Source organism: Vibrio sp. 10N.222.49.C9, from assembly GCF_041474985.1.
GTDB lineage: Bacteria > Pseudomonadota > Gammaproteobacteria > Enterobacterales > Vibrionaceae > Vibrio > Vibrio crassostreae_C.
Window position 1 is genome coordinate 13,236 of sequence record NZ_JBFRVD010000037.1, and the last position, 26,940, is coordinate 40,175.

At 44.4% G+C, this 26,940-nt stretch carries 26 protein-coding genes and 1 pseudogene; 11 read left to right on the forward strand and 16 right to left on the reverse strand.

The annotated features are described in order from the left end of the window. Positions 1 to 186: 186 nt before the first annotated feature. Positions 187 to 987: a ferredoxin--NADP reductase gene (locus AB4585_RS16420; RefSeq protein WP_372170290.1), complete on the forward strand. Its 801-nt coding sequence runs from the start codon at positions 187 to 189 to the stop codon at positions 985 to 987. 347 nt (positions 988 to 1,334) lie between these two features. Beyond that, entirely contained in the window at positions 1,335 to 2,327 is a 993-nt protein-coding gene (locus AB4585_RS16425) for a 2-hydroxyacid dehydrogenase (protein ID WP_065583768.1), read from the forward strand. A 120-nt stretch (positions 2,328 to 2,447) separates the two neighbouring features. On the opposite strand, the gene AB4585_RS16430 is transcribed toward AB4585_RS16425, so the two are convergent. The 3 genes and pseudogenes from AB4585_RS16430 to AB4585_RS16440 form a co-directional block, all read right to left on the reverse strand. Continuing rightward, positions 2,448 to 3,320, reverse strand: coding sequence for a patatin family protein (locus AB4585_RS16430; protein WP_372170293.1), 873 nt, complete (start codon positions 3,318 to 3,320; stop codon positions 2,448 to 2,450). 217 nt (positions 3,321 to 3,537) lie between these two features. After that, positions 3,538 to 4,988: pseudogene (locus tag AB4585_RS16435) on the reverse strand (catalase). A gap of 199 nt (positions 4,989 to 5,187) precedes the next feature. Next, positions 5,188 to 6,357, reverse strand: coding sequence for a glycerate kinase (locus AB4585_RS16440; RefSeq protein ID WP_372170295.1), 1,170 nt, complete (start codon positions 6,355 to 6,357; stop codon positions 5,188 to 5,190). A 293-nt stretch (positions 6,358 to 6,650) separates the two neighbouring features. Here AB4585_RS16440 and AB4585_RS16445 point away from each other — a divergent pair, with 293 nt between their 5' ends. Further along, complete coding sequence (locus AB4585_RS16445; protein WP_009845895.1) at positions 6,651 to 6,860, forward strand: hypothetical protein; 210 nt, start codon at positions 6,651 to 6,653, stop codon at positions 6,858 to 6,860. Positions 6,861 to 7,023: 163 nt separating this feature from the next. Here AB4585_RS16445 and AB4585_RS16450 read toward each other — a convergent pair whose 3' ends face one another. From AB4585_RS16450 to AB4585_RS16475, 6 genes are all read right to left on the reverse strand, one after another. Beyond that, the gene (locus AB4585_RS16450) at positions 7,024 to 7,905 is read right to left on the reverse strand and encodes an L-ribulose-5-phosphate 3-epimerase (protein ID WP_017065671.1); all 882 of its coding nucleotides are present in this window, start codon (positions 7,903 to 7,905) and stop codon (positions 7,024 to 7,026) included. 8 nt (positions 7,906 to 7,913) lie between these two features. Then, positions 7,914 to 8,561, reverse strand: coding sequence for a 3-keto-L-gulonate-6-phosphate decarboxylase UlaD (locus tag AB4585_RS16455; RefSeq protein ID WP_372154328.1), 648 nt, complete (start codon positions 8,559 to 8,561; stop codon positions 7,914 to 7,916). 4 nt (positions 8,562 to 8,565) lie between these two features. After that, positions 8,566 to 9,387, reverse strand: a complete 822-nt coding sequence (locus tag AB4585_RS16460) for a pyridoxal phosphatase (protein WP_017064002.1) — start codon at positions 9,385 to 9,387, stop codon at positions 8,566 to 8,568. Positions 9,388 to 9,488: 101 nt separating this feature from the next. After that, positions 9,489 to 10,187 (reverse strand): L-ribulose-5-phosphate 4-epimerase, encoded by a 699-nt coding sequence (locus AB4585_RS16465; protein WP_017064003.1) that lies wholly within the window; start codon positions 10,185 to 10,187, stop codon positions 9,489 to 9,491. A 10-nt stretch (positions 10,188 to 10,197) separates the two neighbouring features. Then, positions 10,198 to 10,665 (reverse strand): PTS sugar transporter subunit IIA, encoded by a 468-nt coding sequence (locus tag AB4585_RS16470; RefSeq protein WP_372154329.1) that lies wholly within the window; start codon positions 10,663 to 10,665, stop codon positions 10,198 to 10,200. Between the two features lie 66 nt (positions 10,666 to 10,731). After that, entirely contained in the window at positions 10,732 to 12,570 is a 1,839-nt protein-coding gene (locus AB4585_RS16475) for a PTS ascorbate-specific subunit IIBC (protein ID WP_017060920.1), read from the reverse strand. A gap of 339 nt (positions 12,571 to 12,909) precedes the next feature. Between AB4585_RS16475 and ulaR the strand changes: the two genes are divergently transcribed. The 4 genes from ulaR (at position 12,910) to AB4585_RS16495 (ending at position 15,830) form a co-directional block, all read left to right on the forward strand. Then, complete coding sequence (gene ulaR, locus AB4585_RS16480; protein ID WP_017060921.1) at positions 12,910 to 13,665, forward strand: HTH-type transcriptional regulator UlaR; 756 nt, start codon at positions 12,910 to 12,912, stop codon at positions 13,663 to 13,665. 120 nt (positions 13,666 to 13,785) lie between these two features. Next, entirely contained in the window at positions 13,786 to 14,853 is a 1,068-nt protein-coding gene (gene ulaG / locus AB4585_RS16485; protein ID WP_372154330.1) for an L-ascorbate 6-phosphate lactonase, read from the forward strand. Between the two features lie 68 nt (positions 14,854 to 14,921). Beyond that, entirely contained in the window at positions 14,922 to 15,164 is a 243-nt protein-coding gene (locus AB4585_RS16490; RefSeq protein WP_017064006.1) for a hypothetical protein, read from the forward strand. Between the two features lie 204 nt (positions 15,165 to 15,368). Further along, entirely contained in the window at positions 15,369 to 15,830 is a 462-nt protein-coding gene (locus tag AB4585_RS16495) for a hypothetical protein (RefSeq protein ID WP_372154331.1), read from the forward strand. Positions 15,831 to 15,873: 43 nt separating this feature from the next. Here the strand turns inward: AB4585_RS16495 and AB4585_RS16500 are convergent, their stop codons facing one another. The 4 genes from AB4585_RS16500 to AB4585_RS16515 form a co-directional block, all read right to left on the reverse strand. Further along, positions 15,874 to 18,105 (reverse strand): hypothetical protein, encoded by a 2,232-nt coding sequence (locus tag AB4585_RS16500; RefSeq protein ID WP_372154332.1) that lies wholly within the window; start codon positions 18,103 to 18,105, stop codon positions 15,874 to 15,876. Between the two features lie 431 nt (positions 18,106 to 18,536). After that, a complete protein-coding gene (locus AB4585_RS16505) occupies positions 18,537 to 18,875 on the reverse strand; it encodes a hypothetical protein (protein ID WP_017060926.1) in 339 nt (112 codons plus the stop codon). Between the two features lie 199 nt (positions 18,876 to 19,074). Next, positions 19,075 to 20,049, reverse strand: coding sequence for a Gfo/Idh/MocA family protein (locus tag AB4585_RS16510; RefSeq protein ID WP_372154333.1), 975 nt, complete (start codon positions 20,047 to 20,049; stop codon positions 19,075 to 19,077). 3 nt (positions 20,050 to 20,052) lie between these two features. Then, positions 20,053 to 20,376 carry a putative quinol monooxygenase gene (locus AB4585_RS16515; RefSeq protein WP_229648088.1) on the reverse strand — a complete coding sequence of 108 codons (324 nt, stop codon included), beginning with the start codon at positions 20,374 to 20,376 and terminating at the stop codon, positions 20,053 to 20,055. Between the two features lie 106 nt (positions 20,377 to 20,482). Here AB4585_RS16515 and AB4585_RS16520 point away from each other — a divergent pair, with 106 nt between their 5' ends. Further along, on the forward strand, positions 20,483 to 21,340 hold the full coding sequence (locus AB4585_RS16520) for a LysR substrate-binding domain-containing protein (RefSeq protein WP_017069718.1): 858 nt from the start codon (positions 20,483 to 20,485) through the stop codon (positions 21,338 to 21,340). Positions 21,341 to 21,368: 28 nt separating this feature from the next. Here the strand turns inward: AB4585_RS16520 and AB4585_RS16525 are convergent, their stop codons facing one another. The 3 genes from AB4585_RS16525 to AB4585_RS16535 form a co-directional block, all read right to left on the reverse strand. Next, positions 21,369 to 22,577, reverse strand: a complete 1,209-nt coding sequence (locus AB4585_RS16525; protein WP_017072304.1) for a winged helix-turn-helix domain-containing protein — start codon at positions 22,575 to 22,577, stop codon at positions 21,369 to 21,371. Positions 22,578 to 22,611: 34 nt separating this feature from the next. Beyond that, complete coding sequence (locus AB4585_RS16530) at positions 22,612 to 23,259, reverse strand: DsbA family oxidoreductase (protein WP_372154334.1); 648 nt, start codon at positions 23,257 to 23,259, stop codon at positions 22,612 to 22,614. A gap of 180 nt (positions 23,260 to 23,439) precedes the next feature. Beyond that, a complete protein-coding gene (locus tag AB4585_RS16535; protein WP_017069716.1) occupies positions 23,440 to 24,237 on the reverse strand; it encodes a Cof-type HAD-IIB family hydrolase in 798 nt (265 codons plus the stop codon). 262 nt (positions 24,238 to 24,499) lie between these two features. Here AB4585_RS16535 and AB4585_RS16540 point away from each other — a divergent pair, with 262 nt between their 5' ends. From AB4585_RS16540 to AB4585_RS16550, 3 genes are read left to right on the forward strand one after another with little or no spacing between them, the layout of a single operon-like run. After that, positions 24,500 to 25,663: a glycosyltransferase family 2 protein gene (locus AB4585_RS16540; RefSeq protein ID WP_017064013.1), complete on the forward strand. Its 1,164-nt coding sequence runs from the start codon at positions 24,500 to 24,502 to the stop codon at positions 25,661 to 25,663. Continuing rightward, a complete protein-coding gene (locus AB4585_RS16545; protein WP_017072305.1) occupies positions 25,660 to 26,322 on the forward strand; it encodes an START domain-containing protein in 663 nt (220 codons plus the stop codon). Before AB4585_RS16540 ends, AB4585_RS16545 begins: the two co-directional genes overlap by 4 nt. A 31-nt stretch (positions 26,323 to 26,353) precedes the next feature. Next, positions 26,354 to 26,761, forward strand: coding sequence for a glycine zipper family protein (locus tag AB4585_RS16550; RefSeq protein WP_029235181.1), 408 nt, complete (start codon positions 26,354 to 26,356; stop codon positions 26,759 to 26,761). The last annotated feature ends 179 nt before the right edge of the window (positions 26,762 to 26,940 follow it).

Below are 26,940 nucleotides of genomic sequence, written 5' to 3' on the forward strand. Positions count from 1 at the left end.
AAAAACACATGCACGAGTCATTTGGACTCAAATAGTATATTGTCTTTTTGACAACATTCGACCCAATAATTAACCTTTAAGCAGTATTGATAAGCATTCTCATTATTGGCGTGGTACATGCAACTCTAAAGTGTAAATAGTTGAGTATCCTTAATGAGATAACTTCTCTTCTTAAAGGTGGATGATATGACAGATATTCCTCATGGTTTAGTTACAGGCAAAGTCCTAAACAAAACAGAATGGACAGATCAATTGTTCTCACTCCAGGTTAGTGCACCTGTCTCTTCTTATCAGGCAGGTCAGTTCACGAAACTTGGCTTACTTAACAGTGAGGATGAGTTCGTAAGACGCGCCTATTCGATGGTGAACGCGCCAGAGCACGAACAAGGTCATCAACATCTGGAATTTTTGATTATTAAGGATCAGAACGGTCAGCTTTCACCTCAACTTCATGAGTTGAAGATGGGCGATGACATCTTTGTCGGCAAAGACCCAAGTGGCTTTATGACCTTAGATGAGATCCCAGAGATCGCCGACGATCTATGGATGCTTTCAACCGGAACCGCGGTAGGCCCATTTATCTCAATACTTGAGAGCATGCAGATCAAGCAAAATGAGTTGGCTTCAGACAAAGCCTCTTCATTCAAGAATCTGGTTCTAGTGCATGCTGTAAGAACAGAGCAAGACCTGACTTATCGAGATCGTATCACTCAACTCGTTAATCACTTTCAAGGGAGACTTAAATATGTGCCAATTATTTCTAGAGAATCAGTTACCGGAACTTTGCGCGGACGAATCCCAAATTTGTTACTTGGAGGCGACCTCGAGCAAGCCGCGTCTGTCGCTTTCAATCAAACCCGCAGTTTTTTCTACCTTTGCGGCAATCCGCAAATGGTTCGTGACACAAGCGAAGCGCTAACTAGCTTAGGTTTCGAAAAGCACTTACGCAGAAAACCCGGTCAATTCAGCAGTGAGAACTACTGGTAAATAACAACCGCCACTCGTTAGACAGAAGCACAACTTTCAAAGAACAGTTAGAGAAGAGGTTTTATATGAGTCATTTACGTATTCCGTCACACTGGAAAATTCAACGTTCCACACCCGAAAGTAAGATTCATTCAATATTGATGAACTTATAAGCAAGCAACCTCGTAATGTGATTTTTAATGTTCAATAAGTGAAGACAAAAGATCAAATAACCATAGCAATTACAATGACTAATGGTGATAGACAAGAGAAAAAAACTCTAGCACACTGAACAGAGTTATTAGTTTTAATCCCGTCTCAGAGAATGAATTAGTGGGTTATTTATATTTTAGGTAAGAGAGGAAGCCATGCTCAACATTGCTTTTTTTAGCTCAAAATCATACGACGAAAAATCATTCGAACTGGCAAAAGGCGAACTCAACGCTGAGTTTCATTTTCACGATTTTCGACTCACCACAACAACAGCAAAAATGGCGCACGACAACGAAGTGGTTTGTGCGTTTGTAAACGATGACCTATCGCGAGACGTGTTAGAGATTCTTGCTCAAGGCGGCACCAAGTTAATCGCGATGCGCTGTGCGGGCTTTGACAAGGTCGACCTAGACGCAGCCAAAGAGTTTGGTCTGCAAGTGGTTCGCGTTCCAGCTTACTCACCAGAATCGGTAGCAGAACACACGGTTGGCATGATGATGTGTTTGAACCGTAAACTACACAAGGCATACCAACGCACTCGTGATGCGAACTTCTCTCTTGAGGGGTTAGTTGGCTTTAACTTCCACGGTAAAACGGTCGGTATGATTGGCTCGGGTAAGATTGGCCTAGCGACGATGCGAATTCTGAAGGGTTTAGGCATGAATATCCTATGCTATGACCCATATCCAAACCCGTTAGCTGTTGAGTTAGGCGCTAAATACGTTGAACTCGACGAACTTTACCAAGAGTCTGATGTGATTTCTCTACACTGCCCAATGAGTAAAGAGAACTACCACCTATTAGATGCGACTGCGTTTGAGAAGATGAAAGACGGCGTGATGATTGTCAACACCAGCCGTGGTGAACTACTGGATTCCACAGCTGCTATCGAAGCGCTTAAACAGAGTAAGATTGGCGCACTTGGTCTTGATGTGTATGACAACGAGAAAGAGCTGTTCTTCCAAGACAAATCAAATGACGTGATTGTCGATGATGTGTTCCGCCGTCTATCTGCTTGTCACAACGTGCTGTTCACAGGTCACCAAGCTTTCTTAACCAAAGATGCTCTGTTCAATATCGCGAACACAACACTCACCAGTGTTGATGCTTTCTTTGCTGGCAACACCAGCGGCAACGAACTCGTTTAATAACAGATTGAGTTAACAGCAGGCTGAGTTAAAAACAAACTAGGTCTACAGATACAAAGCCACGCTATTCTGAAGTGAACAGCGTGGCTTCGTCGTTTATTCAGTATTCTAAAACCGTTCCTAGACGCAGAAATGACAATCTTCAGTGTCTAAACCATAAACGCCTTTTCTAATAGCAAGGTGCTCTTCACCGGCTTTGACGCCCATCTCGTAACCTGTATTAAGAGTACTTTGATCCATAGTTAAACGCTTAACCGCGAAGGCTTCAGGTGGCGCTATCACTTTAATAGTCGCATCTTTGGGTGGGTTACGAATGAACTCCAGAGACTGGTTGTAGTTTTCAGCACGTACCGCCATCGACTCAGCAATATTCGGGAATTTCTTTAATAGTTTCTTCAGCATCCATTGGTGCTTTTGAGGCTTCATTCGGTAGCTCAATGGGTGAGACAGAATCACGGTAATATCGCGTGCGCCACGGCGATATGCTTCACGAACCGGAATCGAATCGGCTACACCGCCATCGGTATAACAGCCACCAGAGAAACACGGAGTTTCACGGTAAGCGATAGGTAAAGCCGTTGTTGCTTCAACAACATTAGAAAGGTTTTCTGGCTTAGTATGGTAATAGTCTGCACTGCCCGTATCGACATTTGTGACAGCAGCAATGAGTGGGATACTTGAAAACAACTCACCACAATCGAGCGGATAACGTTGATTGGATTCGTTCCATAACCATTTAACATCTACCAAGTTACCGCCTTTGGCAAAGCGAGAAGGATTAAAGAAAGTTTTATCCGTCGCCATCGTGGTGATCACATCATAACTGCGTTTTGGTGCATGAGATAAGTAGCCAACCAGATTCGACACACCTGCAGATACGCCGATGGCAAAATCATAAGGACGGAAATCGTCTTGCATGAAGGCGTCTAAAACTCCAGCAGCAAAAATACCTCTCATTGCTCCACCTTCAACGATTAATGCGCTCTTATTCATCTCAAACTCTTCTACTTTATAAACTGATAGTCGTAGAATAATCCCATCACTCTTACAAAGATAATGGGATAGATTTATCAATTCGATAGGTAAAAACTATCAATGTGGATTATTAAATTTTTCAATGATTTAGGGTTGCTTAATAAACAGCGAGATCAAAAAAGGCCGTTGAGTGATTCACTCAACGGCCTTTCAATTAACGAATCAAGATGATTGATTACGACTTAAATTCGCTCACGTCGATTTCAAGCAGTTTACCAATGCCTTCACCGTATGCAGGGTCAGCTTTGTAACAGTGTCTTAGGTGACGCAATTGAATCTCTTTTGGCACGCCGCCTAGGTTGCGAGCAGTGTTATCAAAAAGAATCGCTTGCTTCTCTGGTGTCATTAGGCGGAACAAGTCACCCGGTTGCGAGAAGTAATCTTCATCTTCGCGGTGATCCCAGTGTGCTGCTGCGCCATCTAGGTTCAGTGCTGGTTCAGCGAAATCTGGTTGCTCAGCCCATTGACCTTCGTTGTTTGGCTCATAACCTAATGTGCCACCGAAGTTACCATCGACACGCATCGCGCCATCACGGTGGTAGCTGTGTACTGGGCAACGAGGCGCATTCACTGGAATGTGCTGATGGTTTACACCCAAACGGTAACGTTGTGCATCACCGTAAGCAAACAGACGACCTTGCAGCATCTTGTCTGGCGAGAAGCTGATACCTGGAACTACGTTCGCTGGGTTGAATGCTGACTGCTCTACTTCTGCGAAGAAGTTTTGCGGGTTACGATTTAGCTCTAGCTCACCCACTTCGATCAACGGGTAATCTGCATGAGGCCAAATCTTAGTCAAATCGAACGGGTTGTATGGAACCTTCGCTGCATCCGCTTCTGGCATCACTTGTACTTTCAACGTCCATTTCGGGAAATCTTGGTTATCGATGCTGTCTAGCAAATCACGTTGGTGGCTTTCGCGATCATCACCGATCACTTGTGCCGCTTCTGCATCAGAAAGGTTCTTAATACCTTGCTGAGATTTGAAGTGGAATTTCACCCAGAAACGTTCGTTATCAGCGTTGATGAAGCTGAACGTGTGGCTACCAAAGCCGTGCATGTGACGGTAAGTCGCAGGGATACCACGGTCACTCATTACGATAGTAATTTGGTGCAGAGCTTCCGGCAAAGAAGTCCAGAAATCCCAGTTGTTTTTCGCGCTACGCATGTTGGTGCGTGGGTCACGTTTCACCGCGTGGTTTAAGTCAGGGAACTTAAGAGGATCACGAAGGAAGAATACTGGCGTGTTGTTGCCCACCATATCCCAGTTGCCTTCTTCAGTATAAAACTTCAATGCAAAGCCACGAATATCACGTTCAGCATCGGCAGCACCGCGCTCACCCGCAACTGTTGTGAAACGTGCAAACAAGTCGGTTTTTTACCTATTTCAGAGAACAATTTTGCCTTGGTGTATTTTGTGATGTCGTGTGTAACGGTAAATGTGCCGTAAGCACCTGAGCCTTTCGCGTGCATACGACGCTCTGGAATCACTTCACGATCAAAATGGGCCAATTTCTCCAAAAACCAAACGTCTTGAAGAAGTTGTGGACCACGTTTGCCCGCCGTTTGAACATTCTGGTTATGAGCGACAGGACAACCCGCAGCTGTGGTCAGTTTTTTACTCATGGTCTATTCCTTAAGGTTAAAGATATCGCATCGTTGCCACATCTTAGATTTAAGTGGATTCAATACTTTAAAAACCACTAAAACAATATGGATAAAGAATAGACCTGAGTTGGCAGAAAATATAATCGTTTATATTTATCGTTGTTATCTATGAAACCTATTGAACTTCACTGCGAATAAGCCTATGTATAACTTCGGTTTATTTAAAAATGGCATGGCCTAACCTCAGAGTTGAGGCAATGTTCCTCGCCGTTCTGGTTAGGTTCAATTCAGCTTCTCGCAGTACTTGCTCGAGTGACTGAGGAGAGCGCACTGTACCAAACAAGCTGTTCATTTCACCATATAAGGCTTCGACTTCTGTACCTAAAGAACCTGCAATCCCTATGGTCGGAATGCCTTGTAAGCTCGCACGTTTGGCAATGCCATAAGGCGTCTTTCCTTGCAGAGTTTGATTGTCCATTTGCCCTTCACCGGTAATCACAAGATCTGCGCCTTTCAATACTTCATCGGCTTGCAAAACATCAAGCACCATCTCAATACCCGGTTTAATCTGCATGTTAAACAACAAACCAAGCCCCATTGGAGCACCACCAGCCGCACCATAACCCATACGCTTTTGAACGGATTCACCGCCGTCTACACAACCTTGCGTTTCTGCGACTTGAGCAAAATTCGCAAGCGCCTTATCAAGCATTAAGACTTGTTCAGGTGTCGCTCCTTTTTGCGGACCAAATACATGGCTGGCACCGTTATCGCCACACAATGGATTATCAACATCGCATGCCACAATCAACTCGACATCTGCATAGCGCGAATCCAAACCTGTAAGATCTATTGATGCTAATTCTGCAAGTGCAGCACCACCTCGGCCAAGCTCTTGCCCTGCATTATCTAACAGTGTCCCACCTAATGCTTGAACAATACCTGCACCGCCATCATTAGTTGCACTGCCACCCAATCCAAGAATAATCGTTTGAGCGCCCTGCTCTATCGCCTCCAAAATCAATTGCCCCGTTCCGAATGAAGAAGCAATCAATGGATCACGCTGCTCTGGTTTCAACAAGTCCAAACCCGATGCAGCAGCAATTTCAACCAGTGCCGTTTTGTTCGGGTTGCTATTGGATGACTCAAGCATCGCCCATTCAGCATTAACTTGTTGCCCTAACGGCCCTTCGACTTGCCTATGTCGCTTTTCACCAACAAGCCCTTGGAGCAATACATCCACAGTCCCTTCACCACCATCAGCCAAAGGCAATGTTACGTATTCAGCGTCTGGGAAGATTTCACGAAAGCCCTTTTCAATACACGCCGCCACAGATACAGCCGATAGAGATTCTTTAAACGAGTCTGGTGCAATAACAATTTTCATACTGAGAGATCCAAAAGATTAGTAATTTTGATGAGTGCCCGATCCAAAAATGCCCCTATTGAAGATCAGCAAGCTAATCACTTAATAGGGGCAGTATATAAAGTAAATACTAAGCACATAACGTCACCCTCACATTGAGGTTATTGATACCCGCAATTTGTGAGTTAGATCTACTACTTACATATTGGAATCATAGATTGAGAGCATCGACCGAAATTTTAGGATAGGCAGAGTAGAGTTGCATAAATTGAAGATGGTATAGTCCACGAAAATCAAACATCTTGGACATCATCATGCATTCTAGCGACATCATCAAATTGGCAAATTTAGGCGTTAATATCGAAATTTCAAAAGACTCTTCATTGCATCCTTCTGATGCGTTGGAAGTGGTAAAGATTGTTGCTGAAATCGGTAGCCAAATCGTCATCAAAAAGAAGTACCACACAGACTACCTGATTCAGATGGCTGAAGTGGGCCGTGATCATGTGACTATTGCTGTTTAAGAACAGCCACTATTTCGAAATTGACATAACCTCAGCTTCAACAGTTTAGGGCGACATGTTGATATAAAAATGCAGCATATTGGGGGGCAATATGCTGCATTTTCTCTTTTCGTTAGGAGCACCGAGAACGCAAAGAGAAACTAGTTAATAATTCTAAGTAGAGTTAGTGGTCAAACAACATCGGAACACCCGTTTGCACACAAACATCATTCAGTCGTTTTTGTGCCGTAAGTATATTCTCTTTCCAACGTTCATCTTGAGCCCACATCTCAATCACGAGTGGTACGACGCACTCAGTCTCTTTCAACGTTTCAAAAATGGCATTAAAGTCGACTTCACCATCACCAATCACTAAGTCTCGAAATTGACCTTTGTATTCGTCAGTCACTTTATAAGTGTCTTTGAGGTGGATCTGAGTGATATGAGGCTTGCTCAACTTTAGTTCCGTCACTATGTCGTAATTCCAACCGGAGATATTACCCACATCTGGATACGCCGTGAAATACGGTGAATTGACTTCACGACTCAGCACTTCAAACTTGCTCAAAGAGTTCAAGTAATCGGTATCCATGATCTCCACAGCGAGCATAACGCCCGACCTTTCCGCCAACTGCGCAGAAAGCTTCATGCCTTCAATGAACCTCTGGTGAGTCACCTTATCCGCAGGCTCGTAGTAAACGTCATACCCAGCCAATTGGATGGTACGAATACCCAATTTGTAAGCGAGTGAGATCGCTTTTTCCATATGGATAGCCGCTTGTTCACGAATCACCGGATCTGCAGATCCAAATGGGAACTTGCGATGCGCGCTTAAACACATGGATTGCAGCGGTACACCATGCTTTTCACACAGGCGACGTAAGACATACACTTCATCGTCATTCCAATCCAAACGGCTACGGCGCTCGTCTGATTCATCTACCGATATCTCAAGAAAATCAAAGCCGAGCTCTTTGGTTGTTGCCAGTTTGTCTTCCCAGCTGAGTTCGTTAGGTAGGGCCTTCTCATAAAGCCCTACTCGGTGGCGTAATAAGTTTTGGTACATAACGCCTCCTAATTCCAGTAACGGTCGATCTGAGCTTTTAGTGCTTCTGCTGTTTCTTTACCTTTTTCACCCGCAAGTGCGCGACCTGCAATAAAGGTTTTCGCTTTAATGCCTTCAAATAGGTAAAGGTCTTCAGGCACGATGCCACCTGTGATAGAAAGCTCGATGCCCATTTCAGACAATGCACGCATCTTCACAAGATCTTCTTCAGTCCAGCCCACACCAGCTAATTCAGCGTCACGAGAACGGTGATAGATAGCTTGAGAGATACCTAGGTCGACCCAAGATTGAGCATCGTCCATTGTCCAATTGCCGTAAATTTCGATTTGGATTTCACCGTTAAATTCGTCAGCGACTTTCTTAGACGCACCAATGGTTGCGATGTGTGCAGCCGCAGAAACGGTTATCCAATCAGCACCCGCTTCGAATGCCATTCGAGCCAAAATTGCGCCGCCATCGGTGGTTTTCATATCGCACACAAGGATATGGTCTGGGTGGTTTTTACGAAGGGTAGAAACCGCTGTCATCCCTTCAGCAAAAGCCAAAATAGTGCCCACTTCAATCACATCAACAAAGCTTTCAACGTTGTTTGCCACTTCAATTGCGGCAGGAAGATTTGTTTGGTCTAGGGCGATCTGAATCATTGGTTTAGTCATGTTGTTATCCTTTAATTTGTTCACGTATTAGACGGGCTAAGCCATCATGGTTGTTATCTGTTGAGCACACGCGTTGAACGTGTGATTTGACGATGTCATCAGCATTGAGCATCGCTACACCGAATCCGGCGTACTTAATCATGGATATGTCGTTGTGGTTATCACCGACGGCAATGACGTCATCGGCGTGATAACCGAGTTCTGCGATGTATTCAGCAAGGCGTAAGCCCTTACTGTTACCTTTTGCAGCAAAGTCGATTCGGTTTGACCAAGAACGCTCACCGTTGAAGTTCTCTCCTATCCATGGGTGTTGCATTAAACGGTCGACGGAATCTTGGCTCCCCTCTACCACAAACTTCCAAACGTGTTCAGCTTGTTGAGCTGTTTCTATGAATGATTCCACTTGGTAAATTTGTGGGCGATGTTGCTCTGGTGCCGTTTCAGCCCAGCTTTCCAATGCCAACATGTAGGCAAATGGGTTGTACTGTGAGTACGTCATGGCATGAGTTATATACATCACCATCTTGAGCTGAAACTCGTCAGCCATGTTAATGAAAGTAAGTGCCTTATCTTTCTCTATGGCGTTTTGAGTCAATACCGTTTCAGTTTGATAGTCATAAACATAAGTGCCGTTACAGCAGATGATTGGAGTATCTAGCCCCAATTCGTAATAGTAAGGTCGTGCTGCTGTGTGGTGTCGGCCAGTAACAATCATGACGTGACAACTTTGTTTGGCTTCTTGAATCGCCTTTTTTACTTCTGGATGAATCGTGTGATCATCCTTTAACACGGTTCCATCGAGATCTAACGCCAGCACTTTATACATAGAGTCCTCTACTTATTCCCTGAAGTCGGGCCTAATCAATATTGAAGCTACTTCGAATAGAAACGACTTACTTAAACGGCTTATTTAAACAAAAAGCCGATTTACTGTTGGCCGTAATAAGCATTTTCACCGTGCTTACGTAAGTAGTGTTTGTCGGATAGTTCTGGCTGAATTTTGATGCCGCTATTCAAGGTGCGCGTTGCCAACGCCATTGCCGACACTTCTTCTAATACCACCGCGTTATGAACGGCGTCGTTGGCATCTTTGCCCCAAGAGAACGGCGCATGTCCTGCAACAATCACACTTGGAACGGCCATTGGATCGATTCGACGTTGCTTGAACTCTTCAATAATCACCAAGCCAGTATTTTTCTCGTACTCTTCAGAAATTTCAGAGTGAGACAATCGACGTGTACATGGGATGTCACCGTAGAAATAATCAGCGTGAGTGGTGCCTAAGGCTGGGATGTCGATACCCGCTTGTGCCCAAATGGTGGCACTGCGTGAATGCGTGTGAACAATGCCACTCACTTCAGGGAAAGCTTTATAGAGCTCTAAGTGCGTTGCGGTATCGCTTGAAGGATTGAGTTTCCCTTCAACAACCTTGCCTTCGAGATCGACGACCACCATGTCTTCAGCCGTCATATCACTGTATTCGACACCTGATGGTTTAATCGCTATCACTCCGTTAACACGGTCAAACTCAGAGACATTACCCCAAGTAAATGTCACCAAACCGTATTTCGGAAGTTGCAAATTGGCTTCTAAAACACGTTGTTTCAATTGGCTATATTTAGACATCGTTGCCTCCTTACGCCGCTTCCGCTTGAAGCAATGCAGCATCAATTAAACGCGCCACTTCTTCTGGGCTTTTGCACGCGCGAAGTTTTGAGAAGTCTTCATCGAATTCAATCAAGTTCGCCACTTGCATGGTGCCTTCGATGTGCTCTTCTGAGTCCTTACCCGCTAGTGTTATCAGCACATCTACAGGCTCATCAACACCTTCAAACGTAATTGGCGCTTCAAGCACGGTTAGCGCAAACCCAGTACGAATAACACCGTCTTCAGGGCGGCAATGTGGCAGTGCGAACGCATCGTGAATACAGATATAAGGCCCTTCTTCGCCAATCGCTTTGGTAATCGCTTCGTAGTAACGCTCTTCAGCCACGCCCGCTTTTACCAATGCGTCAGTACCTAGCTTGATCGCCGCTTTCCAGTCGGTTGCTTTTGCATTCAGTAGGATAGAGTTATTCTTGATAAGAGATTCTTTTAAGTTCATGTTATTGCTCACTTATATAATTGTTTTTATTGGCTCAGCAGTGCGACACCACTGAGCCGTTTTTAATTATTTATGGAAGTTGTTCTCGATGATGGAAACAAGTTCGTCGCCGAAAGTTTTCACCATAATCATGTTCTTAACCGCTAACTGTTGCTTACCTTCCGGCAGACCCGTGATCTTCGCTGCAAGAGCAACCGAAGTAACGATGATGTCGAATGAACCAAGGTGTGATTTGTAATCAGTGATGGCGCTGTTAAAGGTCGAGCTTGGGATGCCTTTCTTGTCCAAATACTCTTTGATTTTCTTAGAGCACATCATTGAAGAACCTTGTCCTGAGCCACAGCACACTAAGACACGAACCGGTTTCTGGTCAGCGGCTGGTGAGATTCGAGTTTCTGATGTTGTAGAAGCTGCCGTTGTTGAAACAGATGGTGCTTCAGCGGTTGCTGTCGATTGTTGTGGAACCGCGACTTCAACCTCAATACCTTCAGGCGTTACTGCGGTCATTGTTTCAGCAGCAGCTTCTGCGTCTTCTTCAGCTCGTAGTTGCTTAGAAGCGAAGTACATGTAGATGCCAGCCAAAGCCAAAATCACAAAGAAGAACATGCTAGAGCTTGAGATACCTTGCATGATTGGTGGGAATACCAGAGCCCAGTCAGCCATGCCCATCCAGCCATTAAACTCAGTACCTGATTGAGCGAAGATATGGATTGCCCACGCAGAGCCAACCACTTCGATGATGCCCATCACGAAACAGATCTTCATCACCGCTTTCCAGCCACCAAAGTGGTTAGCAAACACACCGATAGTGGCGTTCGAGAAGAACATTGGGATAAAGCCAGGAATGATCATGATTGGTGCGTCAAACGCTAGCATTGCAAGAACAGCGGTGAATTGACCCACTGCGCCCCACATGAAACCAAATACCATTGCGTTAGGAGAGTAGGCGTAAATAGCAGCACAATCGATTGCTAAAACAGCGTTAGGAATAAGGCGTTGAGAAATACCGTTAAATGCCTCGGACAGTTCCGCAACGAACATGCGAACACCAGTAACGATGACTTGAATGGCAACAGCGAATTTCAAACCAGTTTCAAAAATGTAGATAAACCAGTGCGTTTTACCTGCCATGTCCTGAAGGTTATCAAGACCGAACGAAAGAAGAATAATGCCGAAGAAGCCAGTCATTACTAACGTTGTTGCAGCGATACTGTCGTGGAAAATGTGTAACCACTTAGGCAGTTTGATGTGGTCAACACTGTCGTTCTTGTCGCCAAGCTTCGGTGCAACCTTGGTGGCTACCCATGAAGCAAACTGTTGTTGGTGACCAATCGAGAAACCCGCACCACCAGTGACTTCTTGAGTCGGCTTGAACATGATGTTTGAGGAGATACCCCAGTACAACGCCATCAATATTGCTGAATAAATAATGGTTTCCCACATACCTGCACCAAGCACGAAGTAGAAAACAGCAATGAGGCCAGCTTGCTGGAACATGATATGCCCAGTCAGCATGATGGTTCTGATACCCGTAATACGTCGGAAGGCAACAAGTAGAATGTTTAGCCCAAGAGCCAGTAATACTGCATACCCAACCCAAGAGTAGTTGTCGCCCATGGTTTCCATGGTGGACATCATGGAGGTGTACGGGTCAATTACCGATCCCGTTAATCCATGTATTTCACTCATTTTTTCAATAACCGGTTTAAAACCCGCTACCAATGTTCCTGCACCTACCTGCACTATCATGAAACCAACGATGGTTTTAATAGAGCCGGAGATAACAGTTGTTGCGTCACGTTTTAGAAGGATGTAGCCGAGACAAGTAACAAGACCGAGTAGCAACGGTGCTTTGGTCATTACCTGACTGTAAAAAATATAGAAAATATCGTATAAGAATTCCATATCTTTACCCCTGATTGATTTTTAATTTTAATGATTTGTAGGATGTGATGATTCTAGTTTTGCTCACGAACTAGACTTTACCAATCAAAAGTAATCATTCAATGCTCACTTGTGATTACTTTGATTTATATCAATTAACCACACCCAGAATGTGCTTAATTGAGCTTTAGATCACACGTGAAAATTATAAATACAATAAAATCAACCACTTATAAAACATTGTGATTAATGTCTGGTTTTTATAGCGATGTGGTTTGACAATCATGATGGTGATTATTAGAATCAAAACAAATCAAAAGTAATCATTAAATTGTCACAACGACAAAAAGAGTGATAAATATGAATGAAGTACAAAGACATAACGGCATTGTGTCGCTGTTAGAAGATATGCAGACAATCAACGTCTCTCATATTATTGATAAATTTAGCGTTTCTCCTGCTACTGCTAGGCGCGATATCGCTAAGTTAGATGAAGTTGGCCGACTTAGAAAAATTCGAAATGGTGCGGAACGAGTAGAAACTCAGAAGAGAAAGTGGTCACCACTGAATATCAACAGCACTGAGTTCTATGAAGAGAAATCAGAGATTGCTCAAGCAGCTGCAGGGCTTTGTCAGGCTGGCGATACAGTCGTGATCAACTGTGGTTCGACGGCTTTCCTACTCGGTCAGCAATTATGTGGCGATGACGTTCAAATCGTAACGAACTACTTTCCACTCGCAAGCTACTTGATCAACGAAGATCATGACGATGTCATCATCATTGGTGGTCAATACAACAAAGCGCAGAACATCTTTCTAAACCCTGCCCCTAATTCATTAGGTGGCTATGCGGGAAACTGGATGTTCACCTCAGGTAAAGGCTTAACCGATGCCGGGCTGTACAAAGCCGACATGTTAACGGCCGTAGCCGAACAACAAATGCTCGAACAGGTCGATAAGCTTGTCGTCGTGGTCGATAGCTCAAAAGTTGGACAACGTACCGGAATGCTCTTTTGCAGCACCAAGCAAATAGACATTGTCATCACCGGTAAAGACGCCAATCCCGAAGTCGTAAAACTGATTGAAGCTCAAGGGACGCAAGTCATCCTAGTTTAAATCGCAGGGCTAACTAGCCCACCAATAATAATAAATTTAGCTCAGTGCCTTAATCCAAATTAAGGCGCTCGGCTCCCTACATCCAAAATTAATCAAATTATTGAAATAAAAGGTATTATCATGAGCAATGTAAACGAAATCACTCGCGAGTCTTGGATCCTAAATACATTCCCTGAGTGGGGCACATGGTTAAATGAAGATATTGAACAAACAGTTGTGCAACCGGGTACGTTTTCTATGTGGTGGCTGGGTTGTACAGGTATTTGGCTAAAATCAGAAGAAGGTGCAAACCTATCAATGGACTTCTGGTGTGGTACTGGTAAAAAAACACAAGCCGTTCAAAAAATGAAAAACCAGCACCAAATGATGCGTATGGGCGGTGTGGAAGCACTTCAACCAAACCTACGTACCGCGATCTTCCCATTGGACCCTTTCGCTATCAAAGAGATCGATGCAGTTATGGCATCTCATGACCACGGCGACCACATTGATATCAACGTTGCAGCGGCAGTTCTACAAAACTGCGGCGACCACGTTAAATTCATTGGCCCTAAAGCGTGTGTTGATTTATGGATGAAATGGGGTGTGCCAGAAGATCGGTGTGTTATTGCTAAAGTTGGCGACGAGATCAAAATCAAAGACGTGAACATCAAGGTTCTTGACGCATTCGACCGTACAGCTCTAGTGACACTTCCTGAAGGAACATCTTCCCTAGACAAAGAAATTCTAGACGGAATGGACGACCGTGCAGTGAACTACCTAGTAGAAACAACAGGCGGTTCAGTTTACCACTCTGGTGATTCTCACTACTCAAACTACTATGCTAAACACGGTAATGACCACAAGATCGACGTTGCACTGCTTTCTTACGGTGAGAACCCACGTGGCGTAACAGACAAAATGACATCTTCAGACATTCTTCGTGCTGCTGAGTCTTTGAACTGTGAAGTAGTTGTTCCGTTCCACCACGACATTTGGGCTAACTTCCAAAATGACCCGCGTGAAATCGAAATGCTGTGGAACATGAAGAAAGAACGTCTTCAATACGGCTTCGCACCTTTCTTCTGGCAAGTTGGTGGTAAATACACATACCCAACAGATAAAGGCCGCATGCACTACCAGCACTTCCGTGGCTTTGCAGACATCTTCACAAATGACCCAGAACTGCCATACCGCGCATTCTTGTAAACATTAAGAAAAGCACTAACTAGGGAGCAATGCGCTCCCTTTTTTTATCATCGAATAAGGATGTTGATATGGTATTACGTGAGTTCAAAAAACATTTCAGTCGTGGCGACCTGAAAGCAGCAATTGGTGTCGTGTCCCCAGGAGCTAATGGTTATTACTTAATGGTCAAAAGTCATAAGTGGGGAGTAAACAGCTTTCTTGAATCCGACAGAAAAATGCAACCCAGGGTATTCAAGACTCAACAAGCTTTGTTGAACGCCGCTAAAGCAATCGGTTTTTCCTACCACTCGATTGATATCCAACATTTATAATCAAGATTGTTAGATATTGGGTTGATTCTGTTATCGGTGTCGCTTCGTAAAATAACCAAACATTCAGAGCCTGAATACCACCACTCCAAAATCATCTGTTTATCTACTCGACAAAAATAATTCTTACAATTAAGCGTTTATATTCATTAATAATATTGGCGGCGGGCGGCATAATAGCCGCGAATCCTTCTAACGAGTTTGGTTATGTTCTACAAGCGTCTTTTGGTATTGGCTTTACCGCTTACTTTTGTGTTTCCCATCCATGCTGAAACGTTTGGTGAGCGAATGGCGCGTATCGAACAAGAGAATGTACTGGCGAAAACCATGAGTGAAGAACAAGTTGAGTTGATACAAAAAGTCGTACAGACCAATCACAGCGCTAAAGTGGCGTTAACCCACCACCAACGCATTTTAGGCCAATATAAGGTTGAGACATCTTCTTCTGAGTTATTTGTAAAATGGCGTCAACTCGGTAAGCAGTTAGACGCTCAATACGAGACAGATTACCCCGGCTACCCTAAGCACGCTTTTCAAGAATATCCTGCGGCTTCAAGCAAAGTCGATGGCTACCTTTTTGCTTTAATCGACAATGGTTTAAACGAGCAATCGTGGATCGCCAAAGAGTTTAAGCAGTGTAAAAAGAATAAGCTAATATCCCGAACCTAAGCTCAAGTCTGCTCTGGTTCGAGAGTACTCACTCACATTGGTTCTAATAAAGTAAGAACAGCCCTTCATAACCGCCAATTTCTATTTCACTCACATAGTCACCAACGTTACCGTTAGCATCAACAGGTTTCATTGGAACATCCAGCGCGATGGTGAGTTTTGCCGCGTCATAAAAGCTCGGATTCTTACCGTGGAAATCCGTGCGATACAACACACGACCATTGCTGAACTCTCTCGCTAACACCATGTCCTCAGGGCCACCAGCAACCACCTGATTTTCAGATTGATACATAAAGTACGTGAACGTCGGTAGAACGTGAGTGATACCATTGGGCAGATCAGCATGCACCATTTCGTTCATCGAGGAATCGCCAACGATGGTGTAGTCAGCAGGCTGAGGTGTCGTTGTCGAAAGCATCAAAGGAATCGGCGCAAAGCCATGTGGGATTTGATGACTCGGCTCTCCCAAGTCAACGGCCAATAACGAACTGGGTTGGTAGGCGATGTTTTTAGGGACACCACTTTGCCAGAAAGTGTCAGCCGTCGTATTGCCACTTCCATAGACGTAACCATTGTTCCACTGATTAAAGTAGCTATGTTGAGCGTGTCGATTGAGGTGGTAGATCGCTAGGGTCGAGTATTGGTCTTGCTTCCAATTATCTTCACTATTTCCAAGATACTGAACTCGCCCATAACGCGTTGTCGCCTGAAAAATAACACTTTGCCCATTGTAGGCGAGCGCAGAATTATCCCAGAATTTTGAGATCCCCGAGTAACCACTAAACCCAGTAGACGGAAAAATGTAGTGCTCGCGTAAATACAGAGAGCCCGCCTCGCTAAGATGAGACTGTCCATTTCGACCCAGTAAGTTCGCGGTTCCGATATTCAACCCAATCGACGCATCACTTTCTAAAGCAGAAAGATTTTTGAGAAACGCTGAAAATTGTTGCTTGTAGAGATCATCCGCTTGATTCGAACCCGCAACAGCTCCTAACTCTTGAACATGCCCGCCAGAGTGAACATAGAACTGGTTCGAGCCAATGAGTTTATTTGTGTCGTCGTTGTACGCACCATTCAAACCTTGTCTTGCCCAGCTTTGCTTGTAGTAGCGATGAATAGCAGATAGATAATCCGCGTTTGCGACGTTCGTTAGCGACCAAGATGAGTTAGCGCTCCACATTCGACCAAATGGCACCACTCTTGATTCCCAACGAAAACGTGCTGTCGCGTTCTTATTGGTTCGATTTCGATACTCGCTTGGCGACAAGTAGTTATCACCATCTAGATCTGCAGACACATCAAAACCACGGATTTTTCGCCATTGGCTGATAGCATTGCCGTCCGGGGTTGAAGTCGGAGCATCGGTTAACTTGACGGTTGGAAAACTGTTTTTGAGTTTTACTTCTTTTAAACGCGGCCTGTCGTCGGCATTCTCACTTTGCCAACGAACTCTCACAACGTATAAGCGCCCACCATCTCTCAAAAAGGTTGAACCAAAATACTGGCCGCCGCCATAACTCGCACCGCTCCCATCATGAGTTGTAGCTCTTAACCAGTTATCCGGAAGGTTCCAGATCACCGATTGGTTTTTGGTCATATTGAGCGTTTTGTCTTTCTTTACATCAAGCCTTTCCCATTGTGAAACCCTACCCTGAGAATCAATAGCAGTTGGGTATTCAATCCAAAATTCACCGCTGCCAGCAAACTGTGAGAACTTAAAGGTCAGCCGTTCGAACTGTTCAGCATGATAGACATACAAAGCCCCACCCTGTTCGAAATTCTCAAACACATCGGCATCCCACGGAGGCTCTTGATACAACCAAAAACCAGCATGGTCTTCACTGGTTGTATAACCCAAGATCATAGGTTTTCGGTTTAAAAGGGTCTTTTCGCCATGAGTTTTATCAACTTCGGCAATGACAGTATCTTCAGAAAAGTGCAGGAAATAGTCTTCGAAATTGAGGCCTTCTAACTCAGCTTGGTTACGGAGATCGTTCTCCAACCAACCCGAGTTCATCGCCATGACTTGGTTGTACATATAACCAATTGTCGTGGCCCGCTCATTGTCGGCTTTGTCGGCATAAGCTCCGAACACAATATCACTGTTGGAAATTTCCCAATCAATGACGGCATTCGTAGATAGTGGGGAGCCCAAAAGATCAACACCAACTTCATGTTGCCCTGGCAGCACAACCGCTGTACCAACAGCAAAAGCGTAACCAGCGATTAAACATGACGGTATGAGTGCGAGCAGCCCAGAAATGTAGGTTTTCATGATTCAAATTTCCTAATCGATACTGTCATGCCTTAAATCACAAAACGAAAAGTCAGCCAACTTACGTGTCAATTTAGGAATCAAAATACGAAAAAAGTATCGACTACATGGCTCTATTGTTCAAGTGCTCGTCTGTCTTGTTTCATCGGTGGCAAGTAAAACGAGCAAATGCCGATTCAAAATCAATGCATTAAGGAAAATATAAGTTTTTGTGATTTTAATTTTATTTGGAAACCAAGTATCTCCGGCTAACGAGAAATCAGCTCAGATTTTCTCAAAATGAGAATAATACGGTTTGGAAGATGAGAAGTTATCAGAGCCTAGAACTCAGAATAGGACTTGGATTTGCTGTATCGAATCTCAGTTTGAGCGCCACACTATTGAAACTCAATTTGGATAGGCTGTCTAAACAAGAACGATGACAACGCTCCTTAAAGCCTCTTGTTCCACTTCCCTTGATGGTCGCGATCGCAATTTTCTTGCGTATCGTAGCTAACATGCTTATCGATATTCTTCAGTTGAATTCCAACTTGATTGAACGCTTGTTGAATAGCCCCTGAGACACTCTGTTGACCTTCGCCACTTAAGAAGTTCGTTCTATCCTGATTGGTATCGAATACACAGACAATTTTCAAACTTTGCGGAAAAGAGGAAAAGTTGACCGAGTGAGTCACCCACAAAAAACCATCGAAGCCTTTCAGCGTGTCTTCACAAACGTCAGTTAACACGTCTCTGATTTGATTCTCGATTTTCTTATCTGATTTACGCATGCGGCAAAGGTCCTATTTAACACCTTAAAAAATAAGGTTTTTCGGTCAGTTTCGTACTACCTGATATTGGACACTGTGGCGGTTTCAAATGCAAAGTATTTATTGGGGAGAGTCGACTGGAAGATATAGAGGAAACGCCTCATGTTTGATAGCTTACGAGGCGATCAAACATGAGACGAGTATAGAATTTACTAAAACATTAGCTCGCCGCATGTTCCCAATCAGTTAATAACTTCATGATTACGCGAGAGTCTTGGTGGGTTGCCATTGGCGCAGCAAGTTGTGTATCACCTTGCTCAACCGCTTGGCGGATATTGCGCACTTGATAATGGAAACCATCACCTTGCGCTTCGACTTTCACTTCACGTGTCGACGTTTCATAGATCTCTACCGTAAACGTGTTTTCTGCCATCGGTAGCCATGGATTAGTATCTAGCGTGATACAGCCTTTGCTGCCTAGGATCGTAAAACCATGCTTTAAACCGTGGTCTTCAGCAGTGTGGATTTGTGCGGTAAAACGGTCGTTGAAATGCATCATCGCCGACGATTCACAGATATTGCCATCTTCGCCTCGTCGACCGATTGCTGAGATCTGCACGTCATCGAACACGCTCTCACCAAATTGCTGCTGCGCAACAGAGTGAATCAGCGACATTGGGTAACAGCCAAGGTTGTATAGCGCGCCTTTGCTCGCAGGATTCACGAACTGATCAATCGCCGCAACGTAGGAACCTTGAATTGAACGCACTTCGCCAATCTCACCAGTTGCCAGTTCTTGATGAAGCTTGGTGATAAGTGGATGGTTTAAATACATCAAACCTTCAGCAAAGAATACGCCCGCTTCTTTCACGGCTAGTAAAGCTTGCTCGGTTTTTTCCATATCTACCGACAAAGACTTCTCACACAAGATCGCTTTGCCTTTTTGAGCCGCTTTAATCACATACTCATGATGAACGTGGTTTGGTAGAGCAATGTAGATAATGTCGACCGACTCATCTTCAATCAAGGCTTCATAGTTGTTGAAGGTTCGTGTTGGCTGGTATTGGGCAGCAAACTCATTGAGTGTTTTCTCTGTGCGTCCAGCAACAGCATACAGCTCACTTTGAGCATCGCCTTTAATCGCATCCGCCATTACGCCTGAGATAAAGCTGGTTCCTAGGATTCCCCATTTCATGTCTTAGATCTCCTGCTCTTGTGCTTTGATAGGCCCACGTTGCGTTTCGAATGCTTGAACCAACTCGGTAATATCACGCTCAATAAACGCTTGGGTATGAGGCATCACAAAGTGCTGATTGATCGCCTCGCGGTTTACGTATTGCTCAAGCAAGATCACACGATCGCTTTGGCTTTGATCATAGGTTGCAATTGCTTGTAGGCAGCCCGGTTCGCTTTGCATGTCTAAACAAAACTGTTCGATAGCTTCGAGCGCAGCTGCTCGTTCTATGTTGGTTTTGATCTTAAGTTCGGCAGTAACAAAGATAGTTTCATTCGTTTGAGGCATTGCACACTCTTATTTTAGTTAATTATCGGTTTGCCATTAATATAATTAACCCCTAATAATTGATAAACTCACCTTTTGTTTATTGTTTATCAACCAAGAGTGTTCAATGGATAAGTTAACCAGCATGAAAGTCTTCGTCTATGTGGTGGAACAAGGTAGCTTTCGCAGCGCCGCAAACCACTTCAACCTGTCGGCGACCATGATAAGCAAACATGTCCATTCCTTAGAAGCCAGTTTGAAGTCTCAGCTGATCCACCGCACCACGCGTAAGCAATCGTTAACCGATTCAGGACAACTTTACTATCGTGAGTGTAAGCGAATTCTCGAAGACATCAGCAATGCAGAGAACCTGATTCAAACCTTGGAAAATCAACCACAAGGCACGGTAAAAATAAACTGCCCTGTCACCTATGGAAACAAGGTACTCGCCCCTATCGTAGCTAAGTTTCTCGCGCATCACCCAACCATTAACGTTGAGCTGATGTTGAATAATGACCTTGTTGATCCTTATTCATCTGACATTGACCTGATTGTGCGAATTGGTGACCTATCCGATTCAAGCTTGGTCGCAAGGTATTTAGGGGATTATGAGATGTGTTACTGCGCGGCGCCCGCTTACCTAAACCAACATGCTGAAATCAGAGTATTGGAAGACTTGGCGCAGCACCCATCGCTTGGATTCAGTTACAGCAGCCAAGCTCCTCACGCCACACCGAATAAAGAACGTGTGCGCTTGATGTCGAATAATGGTGATGTGTTGCGGTATGCCGCCCTGCAGGGTGTGGGCGTGTTGTTGCAACCGACTATCTTAGTCGCAGAAGAGATTGATCGTGGAGCGCTGTTGGAAATCCTACCCGGCATGGCGCCGTTACCAAAGCCGATTCACTTGCTCTACAAAACCAAGCAACTGTCGTTGAAGAACAGAACCTTTGTCGAGTTCTTGTTAGCTGCGTTTGCTGAGTAACTAAGCGCTTTCTAAACAACAAAGACCGCTAGACTGTTTGCCATTGGCTCATCAAGCGCTTGCCAAGATCAGAGGGCGTGGTGTTATGGACGATCATCTCATCACATTGGTTGAACACCATGAAGTGTTTTAGTTCATCGCATAAAGCATGAACCAACAACTCATGGTTTTTAATTCGCTCTTCCACAACCAAGTTACGGATATTGAGCAAACCACTCTTCCTGTCGACCTTGCAATCCATTCGTGCCACCAGCTCACCTTGCCACAGAATCGGTAAGCTAAAATAACCAAACTGACGCTTGGCCTCTGGAACATAGCATTCTAGGAGGTAATCAAAGTTGAACAATGATTGCATTCGCTTTCGTTGAATCAGCAGGTTATCAAACGGAGACAGTATCTTAAGCTTGGTTCTGGAAAGAGGTTGATTCAGCAGTTCAAAAGCACCTGGCAGGACATAGTAATCAGAGCCTTGAATATCTACTTTCAGAACCTGCTTATCTTCAAGCATCTGTTGGAGTGCTCTCTGAATCAAAGGCTTTGTGTTCTTGAGTAGGTAGCTCATTTCCGACGCTATTCCAACTCCGTTAGCCTCTAAATAACGTGTTATCAGATGCTCGATGTACTCTTGTTCTGTCGGCTCAGAGGTATCAATTCCGCTCGGTAAAACTCGCTCGGTTAGGTCATACACCTTATGAAAGTTAACTCGGCTTGGCACCATTAAGTCGCCTTGCATGAACAATGTTTCTAATGCTTGCTTGGCCGGTTTACCGCCCCAACCGCCGGGGTTTGGCCTATCCCCTTCAAAATCTTTCGCCATCAACGGCCCTTCATTCTCAATACGTTTGAGAACATGAGCCATCAGTGCGTCATTCTTTTTATACCAATGCTTGAGCTTACCGCTCGCAAAGCCATTCTTGCGGTGTAGGCTGAATCGGAAGTCACGCATGGGTAAATACGCGGCGGCATGCGACCAATACTCAAATACTTCTCGACGCTCTAACAGCTTATCAAGATGGTTCAGTTGGTAATCTTGATTGCGATTCCAAAGCGTGTGGTGGTGAGCTCGCTGAATCACAGAGATGGTATCAATTTGCACATAGCCAAGGTTTTCAATCGCAGACAACGTGTTCGCCAAAGCGCCCCCATTGCGTTGCTTTTTAGGTGGCAACTTCTTAGGCGGCAGCTTTTGCGAAAGCAATACCAGTTTTTGCGCTTGAGCGAGTGACAGTGATTCCATGAAATTCAGACTCTAATTGATAGCAATGATCCGTTTATGATTCAGCAATAAGCTCTTGAAGAATCTGCTTGTAGGTTTCTACCGTCTGCGCGCCCGTTACTGCACTCTTACGGTTGAACACCACAGCAGGAACCGCAGAGATCCCCATGCGTTGCCATTCAAACTCTTGCGCTTCAATTTGCTTCAAGTTGTCGGTGTTCTTTAGGCGCTTCAGTGCCTTCGTTGAGTCTAAGCCAACCGCTTCAAGCTCTTGTGCAATGACTTCAAGATCGGACAGGTCTTTTTGCTCTGTGAAGTGAGCAGCAAAGAAGCGTAGCTTTAACTCAGTCTGTTTGCCGTGCGCTAGTGCAAAATCGAGAAGTACATGTAGATGACGTGAATTGACCATTCTCATACTGTCATAAAAATTGAAATCGAAACCAACCGCTTGGCCGCGAGCCGAAAGCTGTTCTCGTGAACGTTGGCTCTCTTCTGCGCTAGAACCGTATTTTCTCATGATATGGGCACGCAGGTTTTCGCCCTCTTGCGGCATGTCAGGGTTAAGCTCAAACGGCTGCCATTCAAGTTCAATCTGTTGTTCTAAGCCAAGTTCCGTAATGGCTTGCTCTAAGTTTTTGTAGCCGACCACGCACCAAGGGCACATTACGTCAGAAATAATATCAAGTTGAAGTTTCTTGCTCATAATCATTCCAAATATCGTTACTAAGGCGTATCCAATTCAAAGTGAATACCCATCTTTCTGGTTAGACTACAACAAGCTGAACACTCGTTCAAATTTAACTCAATACAACAGCAGCCAACAAAAAAGCCAACTCATTTTCACGAGTTGGCTTTGATAAAAATCGAATCTAGCTTAAGAGCGTTACGCTAGCAACTTCTCAAGTACTTGGAACACACCCGCGTCAACGTTACTTGGCGCGCCAAAACGCGCGATCTCTTTTAACTTTGGATGCGCGTTTTCCATCGCGTAAGAGTGGTAGCTCTCTTTAAGCATTTCCAAGTCATTTAGGTAATCACCAAAGCTCATGGTCTGCTCGTAAGTGAAACCTAATGTGTTCTGTAGATGTTTAATCGCCGCACCTTTTGACGCTTCAGCGTTCATCACATCTAACCAAATTTTTGCGCTTACAACCACTTGGTAGTTCTCACCGAATTTGGCATCAATAGTTGGGTTCACTTTCTCTTGTGAACCGTCGAAGTGACAGATAGCCACCTTGATGAAATCGTCTTCTACCGCCAGTAAGTCTTCTACTTGCTCACGGCGATGGTAGTACTTAGAGATCTCCGCCAGAGCACGCTCATCTTTGGTTTCGATGTATGCCGATTTCTTACCGCATAGCACCACATGCGCGCCTTCAATAGCTCGAGCTTCTTTAATGATCTCTTTAATGGCATCGGTATCAAGCAAGCAGCTGTAAAGTTCTTGGCCTTTGTGCATCACTAATGTGCCGTTTTCAGCAATAAACATCATGCGATCTTTAAGCGGGGAAAATGTTTCTAGCAAGCTGTAATACTGGCGGCCAGACGCGGCAGCAAAAATAATATCTTGCGCTTCTAAGCGCTCATAAAGATTGAAAAACTCAGGGTCGAGCTTTCCATGCTCATCGAGTAAGGTGCCATCCATATCAGTCGCGATAAATTTGATGTTTTGTTGGGGCATGTCGGGCGTACCTATTATTGGATTATGATCATTCGTTATCTTGAGTAACGGTTCTGGGTTCGATTATATCGCTAGAGTCGCTGGTGAATACAATGCTTATTTTACCGCCTGTCAGTCACTGTTTCACATCTTTCCAAGGCAAACGCTAACAGAAGCGCATTCCAGTTTGAAGGGTTAAGTCCTACATACAAGATGTGCGTTAGGTCACACTCCACTATATTCTTTCCTGTCTCTCCATCACTTTATTCCGACCACAGTCATTATGATTTTAGCTATTATTACGACCTTGCTTTGCATCGTTACCGTCAAGTTTCTAATCACACTTGCGAACTTAGAGCGCCATCGTATTCACATTGAACCTAAAATATCGTTCAAAAGAACTGAGTGGCCGACTGTTTCCGTCATTATTCCTGCGCGAAATGAAGAAGACAATATTGAAATCAGCCTTGGCTCTCTATTGAAGCAGAGCTACCCAAAAGACAAGTTTGAAGTCATTGTTGTTGATGACTTTTCTACTGACTCAACCCGTGCAAAAGTAGAAGCATTGATCAGTAAGTTCGACGTTAACGCGCGCTGTATTTCAGGTAGAACGTTACCGACCGGATGGCTTGGTAAGAGCAATGCATGTATGGCTGGCGCACTCAACGCGAGCGGTGAATATGTGTATTTCATTGATGCAGATACCGATTCAGCACCCGCGATGCTACAGAGCGTTATCGACTTTGCTATCCAACAAAAAACTGATCTCTTATCGTTTAATCCAAAACAAACTTTTGCGTCTGTGGCAGAAAAAGCGACCTTGCCGGGCATCTTTCTATCGATCGCATCTTATATGAACTTTAAAAACTCGAACGACATGACTAAGGAAGAAGCGATTGCTAACGGTCAGGCGATGTTGTTTACCCGAAAATCCTACGACGCAGTCGGTGGACACGCCGCAGTAGCAAACGCGATATCGGAAGACATCGCCTTTGCAAAAGTCATGAAGGTCAATGGATTTAAGATTTTCTGGGCATTTGCAGACAAACTAATGAGTACGCACATGTATTCAGACTTCAACTCAATCTGGGCTGGCTTTTCCAAAAACATGAATCTTATTGTGAATTGTCAATCGCAAGCACAAGCTTTAAAAGTCTTCATCAAAGCCAACATCATCGCATGGGCGGGACCGCTTTTGATGCTGGTATCGGCGAACGCCTTCATCAGTGACATGTCTGCCATTCATGCTTATTCGCTCATTGTCAGCTCTGTGATGCTCTTGGTGTCGATCGTCACCTACTTCATTTTGGTTAAGGAACTGTTTGTTCCCGCAAAATTTGCGTTAACCGTACCCTTCGGTATTTGTGTTCAAAGCCTACTCGTGCTGAACAGTTACCGCTTATCTAAAACCAATAAAATCAGCTGGAAAGGGCGCTCATTAACATGATGAATAAGATTATTACTTTGCTTCTTCTTGCTTGTTCAGTTTCGGTGTTTGCATCAGACACCGATGGCTGGTCACTGGCACGCGATAAAAAAGGCATCGAGGTTTATAACCGTAAAATTGAAGGCAGTCACTTTAAAGAATTTCGAGCAGAAGGCGACATCAACGCGTCCCTCACTTCTATTATCGCACTCTTTATCGATACCTCTGTTGGCACGCAATGGGTAGAAAACATCGATGACATGGAAGAAATAGAGCATTTTAGTGCGGCGCACACGATCACCAAAACCTATACCAAGGCACCTTGGCCAGTTGCCGATCGTGAAGCTATCGTAGAGAACGTCATCACTCAAGATCCAAAGACGATGGTTGTCACCATTGATCAGCATGGTAGGCCTGATTACCTGCCAAACAATAATAAAAAAATCATCAGAGTGGCTGAATTAGAGGCGAGTTGGATCCTGACACCAATCGACGAAAACACCACCCATATCTCTTATCGAGTATTGAGTGATCCAGGTGGCGATATTCCGTATTGGCTCATTAACATGGTGGCCGTTTCTCAGCCTTACAACACGCTTCGCGGGTTATCTAAGATGTTGGATTCTGGTGAGTACACCGATCGTCGCCTTGATTTCATCGAGAACTACACGTCACTTTAACAATGCAATGAATACTCTAGAGGTCTATATTGTGAAATTTCCATTCTCTCCAATCGCAGCGATATTGCTTGTAGCATCAAGTTCAGTATTTGCTAATCAAATCATTGTCGATACTAAAGGTGTTGATGAAACACAGTATCACGCCGATCTGTATGAATGTGAGCAATACGCTCAACAAGTGAAGCCTGAAGAGGTCGATTCTCTTGGCAGCGATATTGTCGGTTCAACCGCTAAGGGTGCAGCGCTGGGTGCGGTTGGTGGAGCCGTCTCTGGCGGGAGTGGTCATGATGGTGCAAAAATTGGTGCTGGCATCGGTATTATCAGCGGCGCTTTAAAGCACGGTGCTCAAAAAAGACAATCCGCCGAGCTATCTGAGCAGCAGAAGTTTCAAGTGAATCGTAACTGTATGATCAACCGAGGCTATACCGTTCTTAACTAGCGGATAACCGAGCAAAATGGCGTTTAATCGATGTTCACGCCATTTTGCGTAGCTGAGTCAAAGCAGAGTTCAACCATAGTCCCTGAATCGCCACCTTAAAGTTCGTTCAAATAGACAGTGAGCATTGACCCCTATTTAAAATAGGCTTATCATTAATCGTCTTTTAACGATTAATAAAA

Bases quoted from the DNA above. Each gene is read 5' to 3' on its own strand.
- AB4585_RS16420 (WP_372170290.1), top strand. From the start codon at position 187: ATGACAGATATTCCTCATGGTTTAGTTACAGGCAAAGTCCTAAACAAA.
- AB4585_RS16425 (WP_065583768.1), top strand. From the start codon at position 1,335: ATGCTCAACATTGCTTTTTTTAGCTCAAAATCATACGACGAAAAATCA.
- AB4585_RS16430 (WP_372170293.1), bottom strand. From the start codon at position 3,320: ATGAATAAGAGCGCATTAATCGTTGAAGGTGGAGCAATGAGAGGTATT.
- AB4585_RS16440 (WP_372170295.1), bottom strand. From the start codon at position 6,357: ATGAAAATTGTTATTGCACCAGACTCGTTTAAAGAATCTCTATCGGCT.
- AB4585_RS16445 (WP_009845895.1), top strand. From the start codon at position 6,651: ATGCATTCTAGCGACATCATCAAATTGGCAAATTTAGGCGTTAATATC.
- AB4585_RS16450 (WP_017065671.1), bottom strand. From the start codon at position 7,905: ATGTACCAAAACTTATTACGCCACCGAGTAGGGCTTTATGAGAAGGCC.
- AB4585_RS16455 (WP_372154328.1), bottom strand. From the start codon at position 8,561: ATGACTAAACCAATGATTCAGATCGCCCTAGACCAAACAAATCTTCCT.
- AB4585_RS16460 (WP_017064002.1), bottom strand. From the start codon at position 9,387: ATGTATAAAGTGCTGGCGTTAGATCTCGATGGAACCGTGTTAAAGGAT.
- AB4585_RS16465 (WP_017064003.1), bottom strand. From the start codon at position 10,187: ATGTCTAAATATAGCCAATTGAAACAACGTGTTTTAGAAGCCAATTTG.
- AB4585_RS16470 (WP_372154329.1), bottom strand. From the start codon at position 10,665: ATGAACTTAAAAGAATCTCTTATCAAGAATAACTCTATCCTACTGAAT.
- AB4585_RS16475 (WP_017060920.1), bottom strand. From the start codon at position 12,570: ATGGAATTCTTATACGATATTTTCTATATTTTTTACAGTCAGGTAATG.
- ulaR (WP_017060921.1), top strand. From the start codon at position 12,910: ATGAATGAAGTACAAAGACATAACGGCATTGTGTCGCTGTTAGAAGAT.
- ulaG (WP_372154330.1), top strand. From the start codon at position 13,786: ATGAGCAATGTAAACGAAATCACTCGCGAGTCTTGGATCCTAAATACA.
- AB4585_RS16490 (WP_017064006.1), top strand. From the start codon at position 14,922: ATGGTATTACGTGAGTTCAAAAAACATTTCAGTCGTGGCGACCTGAAA.
- AB4585_RS16495 (WP_372154331.1), top strand. From the start codon at position 15,369: ATGTTCTACAAGCGTCTTTTGGTATTGGCTTTACCGCTTACTTTTGTG.
- AB4585_RS16500 (WP_372154332.1), bottom strand. From the start codon at position 18,105: ATGAAAACCTACATTTCTGGGCTGCTCGCACTCATACCGTCATGTTTA.
- AB4585_RS16505 (WP_017060926.1), bottom strand. From the start codon at position 18,875: ATGCGTAAATCAGATAAGAAAATCGAGAATCAAATCAGAGACGTGTTA.
- AB4585_RS16510 (WP_372154333.1), bottom strand. From the start codon at position 20,049: ATGAAATGGGGAATCCTAGGAACCAGCTTTATCTCAGGCGTAATGGCG.
- AB4585_RS16515 (WP_229648088.1), bottom strand. From the start codon at position 20,376: ATGCCTCAAACGAATGAAACTATCTTTGTTACTGCCGAACTTAAGATC.
- AB4585_RS16520 (WP_017069718.1), top strand. From the start codon at position 20,483: ATGGATAAGTTAACCAGCATGAAAGTCTTCGTCTATGTGGTGGAACAA.
- AB4585_RS16525 (WP_017072304.1), bottom strand. From the start codon at position 22,577: ATGGAATCACTGTCACTCGCTCAAGCGCAAAAACTGGTATTGCTTTCG.
- AB4585_RS16530 (WP_372154334.1), bottom strand. From the start codon at position 23,259: ATGAGCAAGAAACTTCAACTTGATATTATTTCTGACGTAATGTGCCCT.
- AB4585_RS16535 (WP_017069716.1), bottom strand. From the start codon at position 24,237: ATGCCCCAACAAAACATCAAATTTATCGCGACTGATATGGATGGCACC.
- AB4585_RS16540 (WP_017064013.1), top strand. From the start codon at position 24,500: ATGATTTTAGCTATTATTACGACCTTGCTTTGCATCGTTACCGTCAAG.
- AB4585_RS16545 (WP_017072305.1), top strand. From the start codon at position 25,660: ATGATGAATAAGATTATTACTTTGCTTCTTCTTGCTTGTTCAGTTTCG.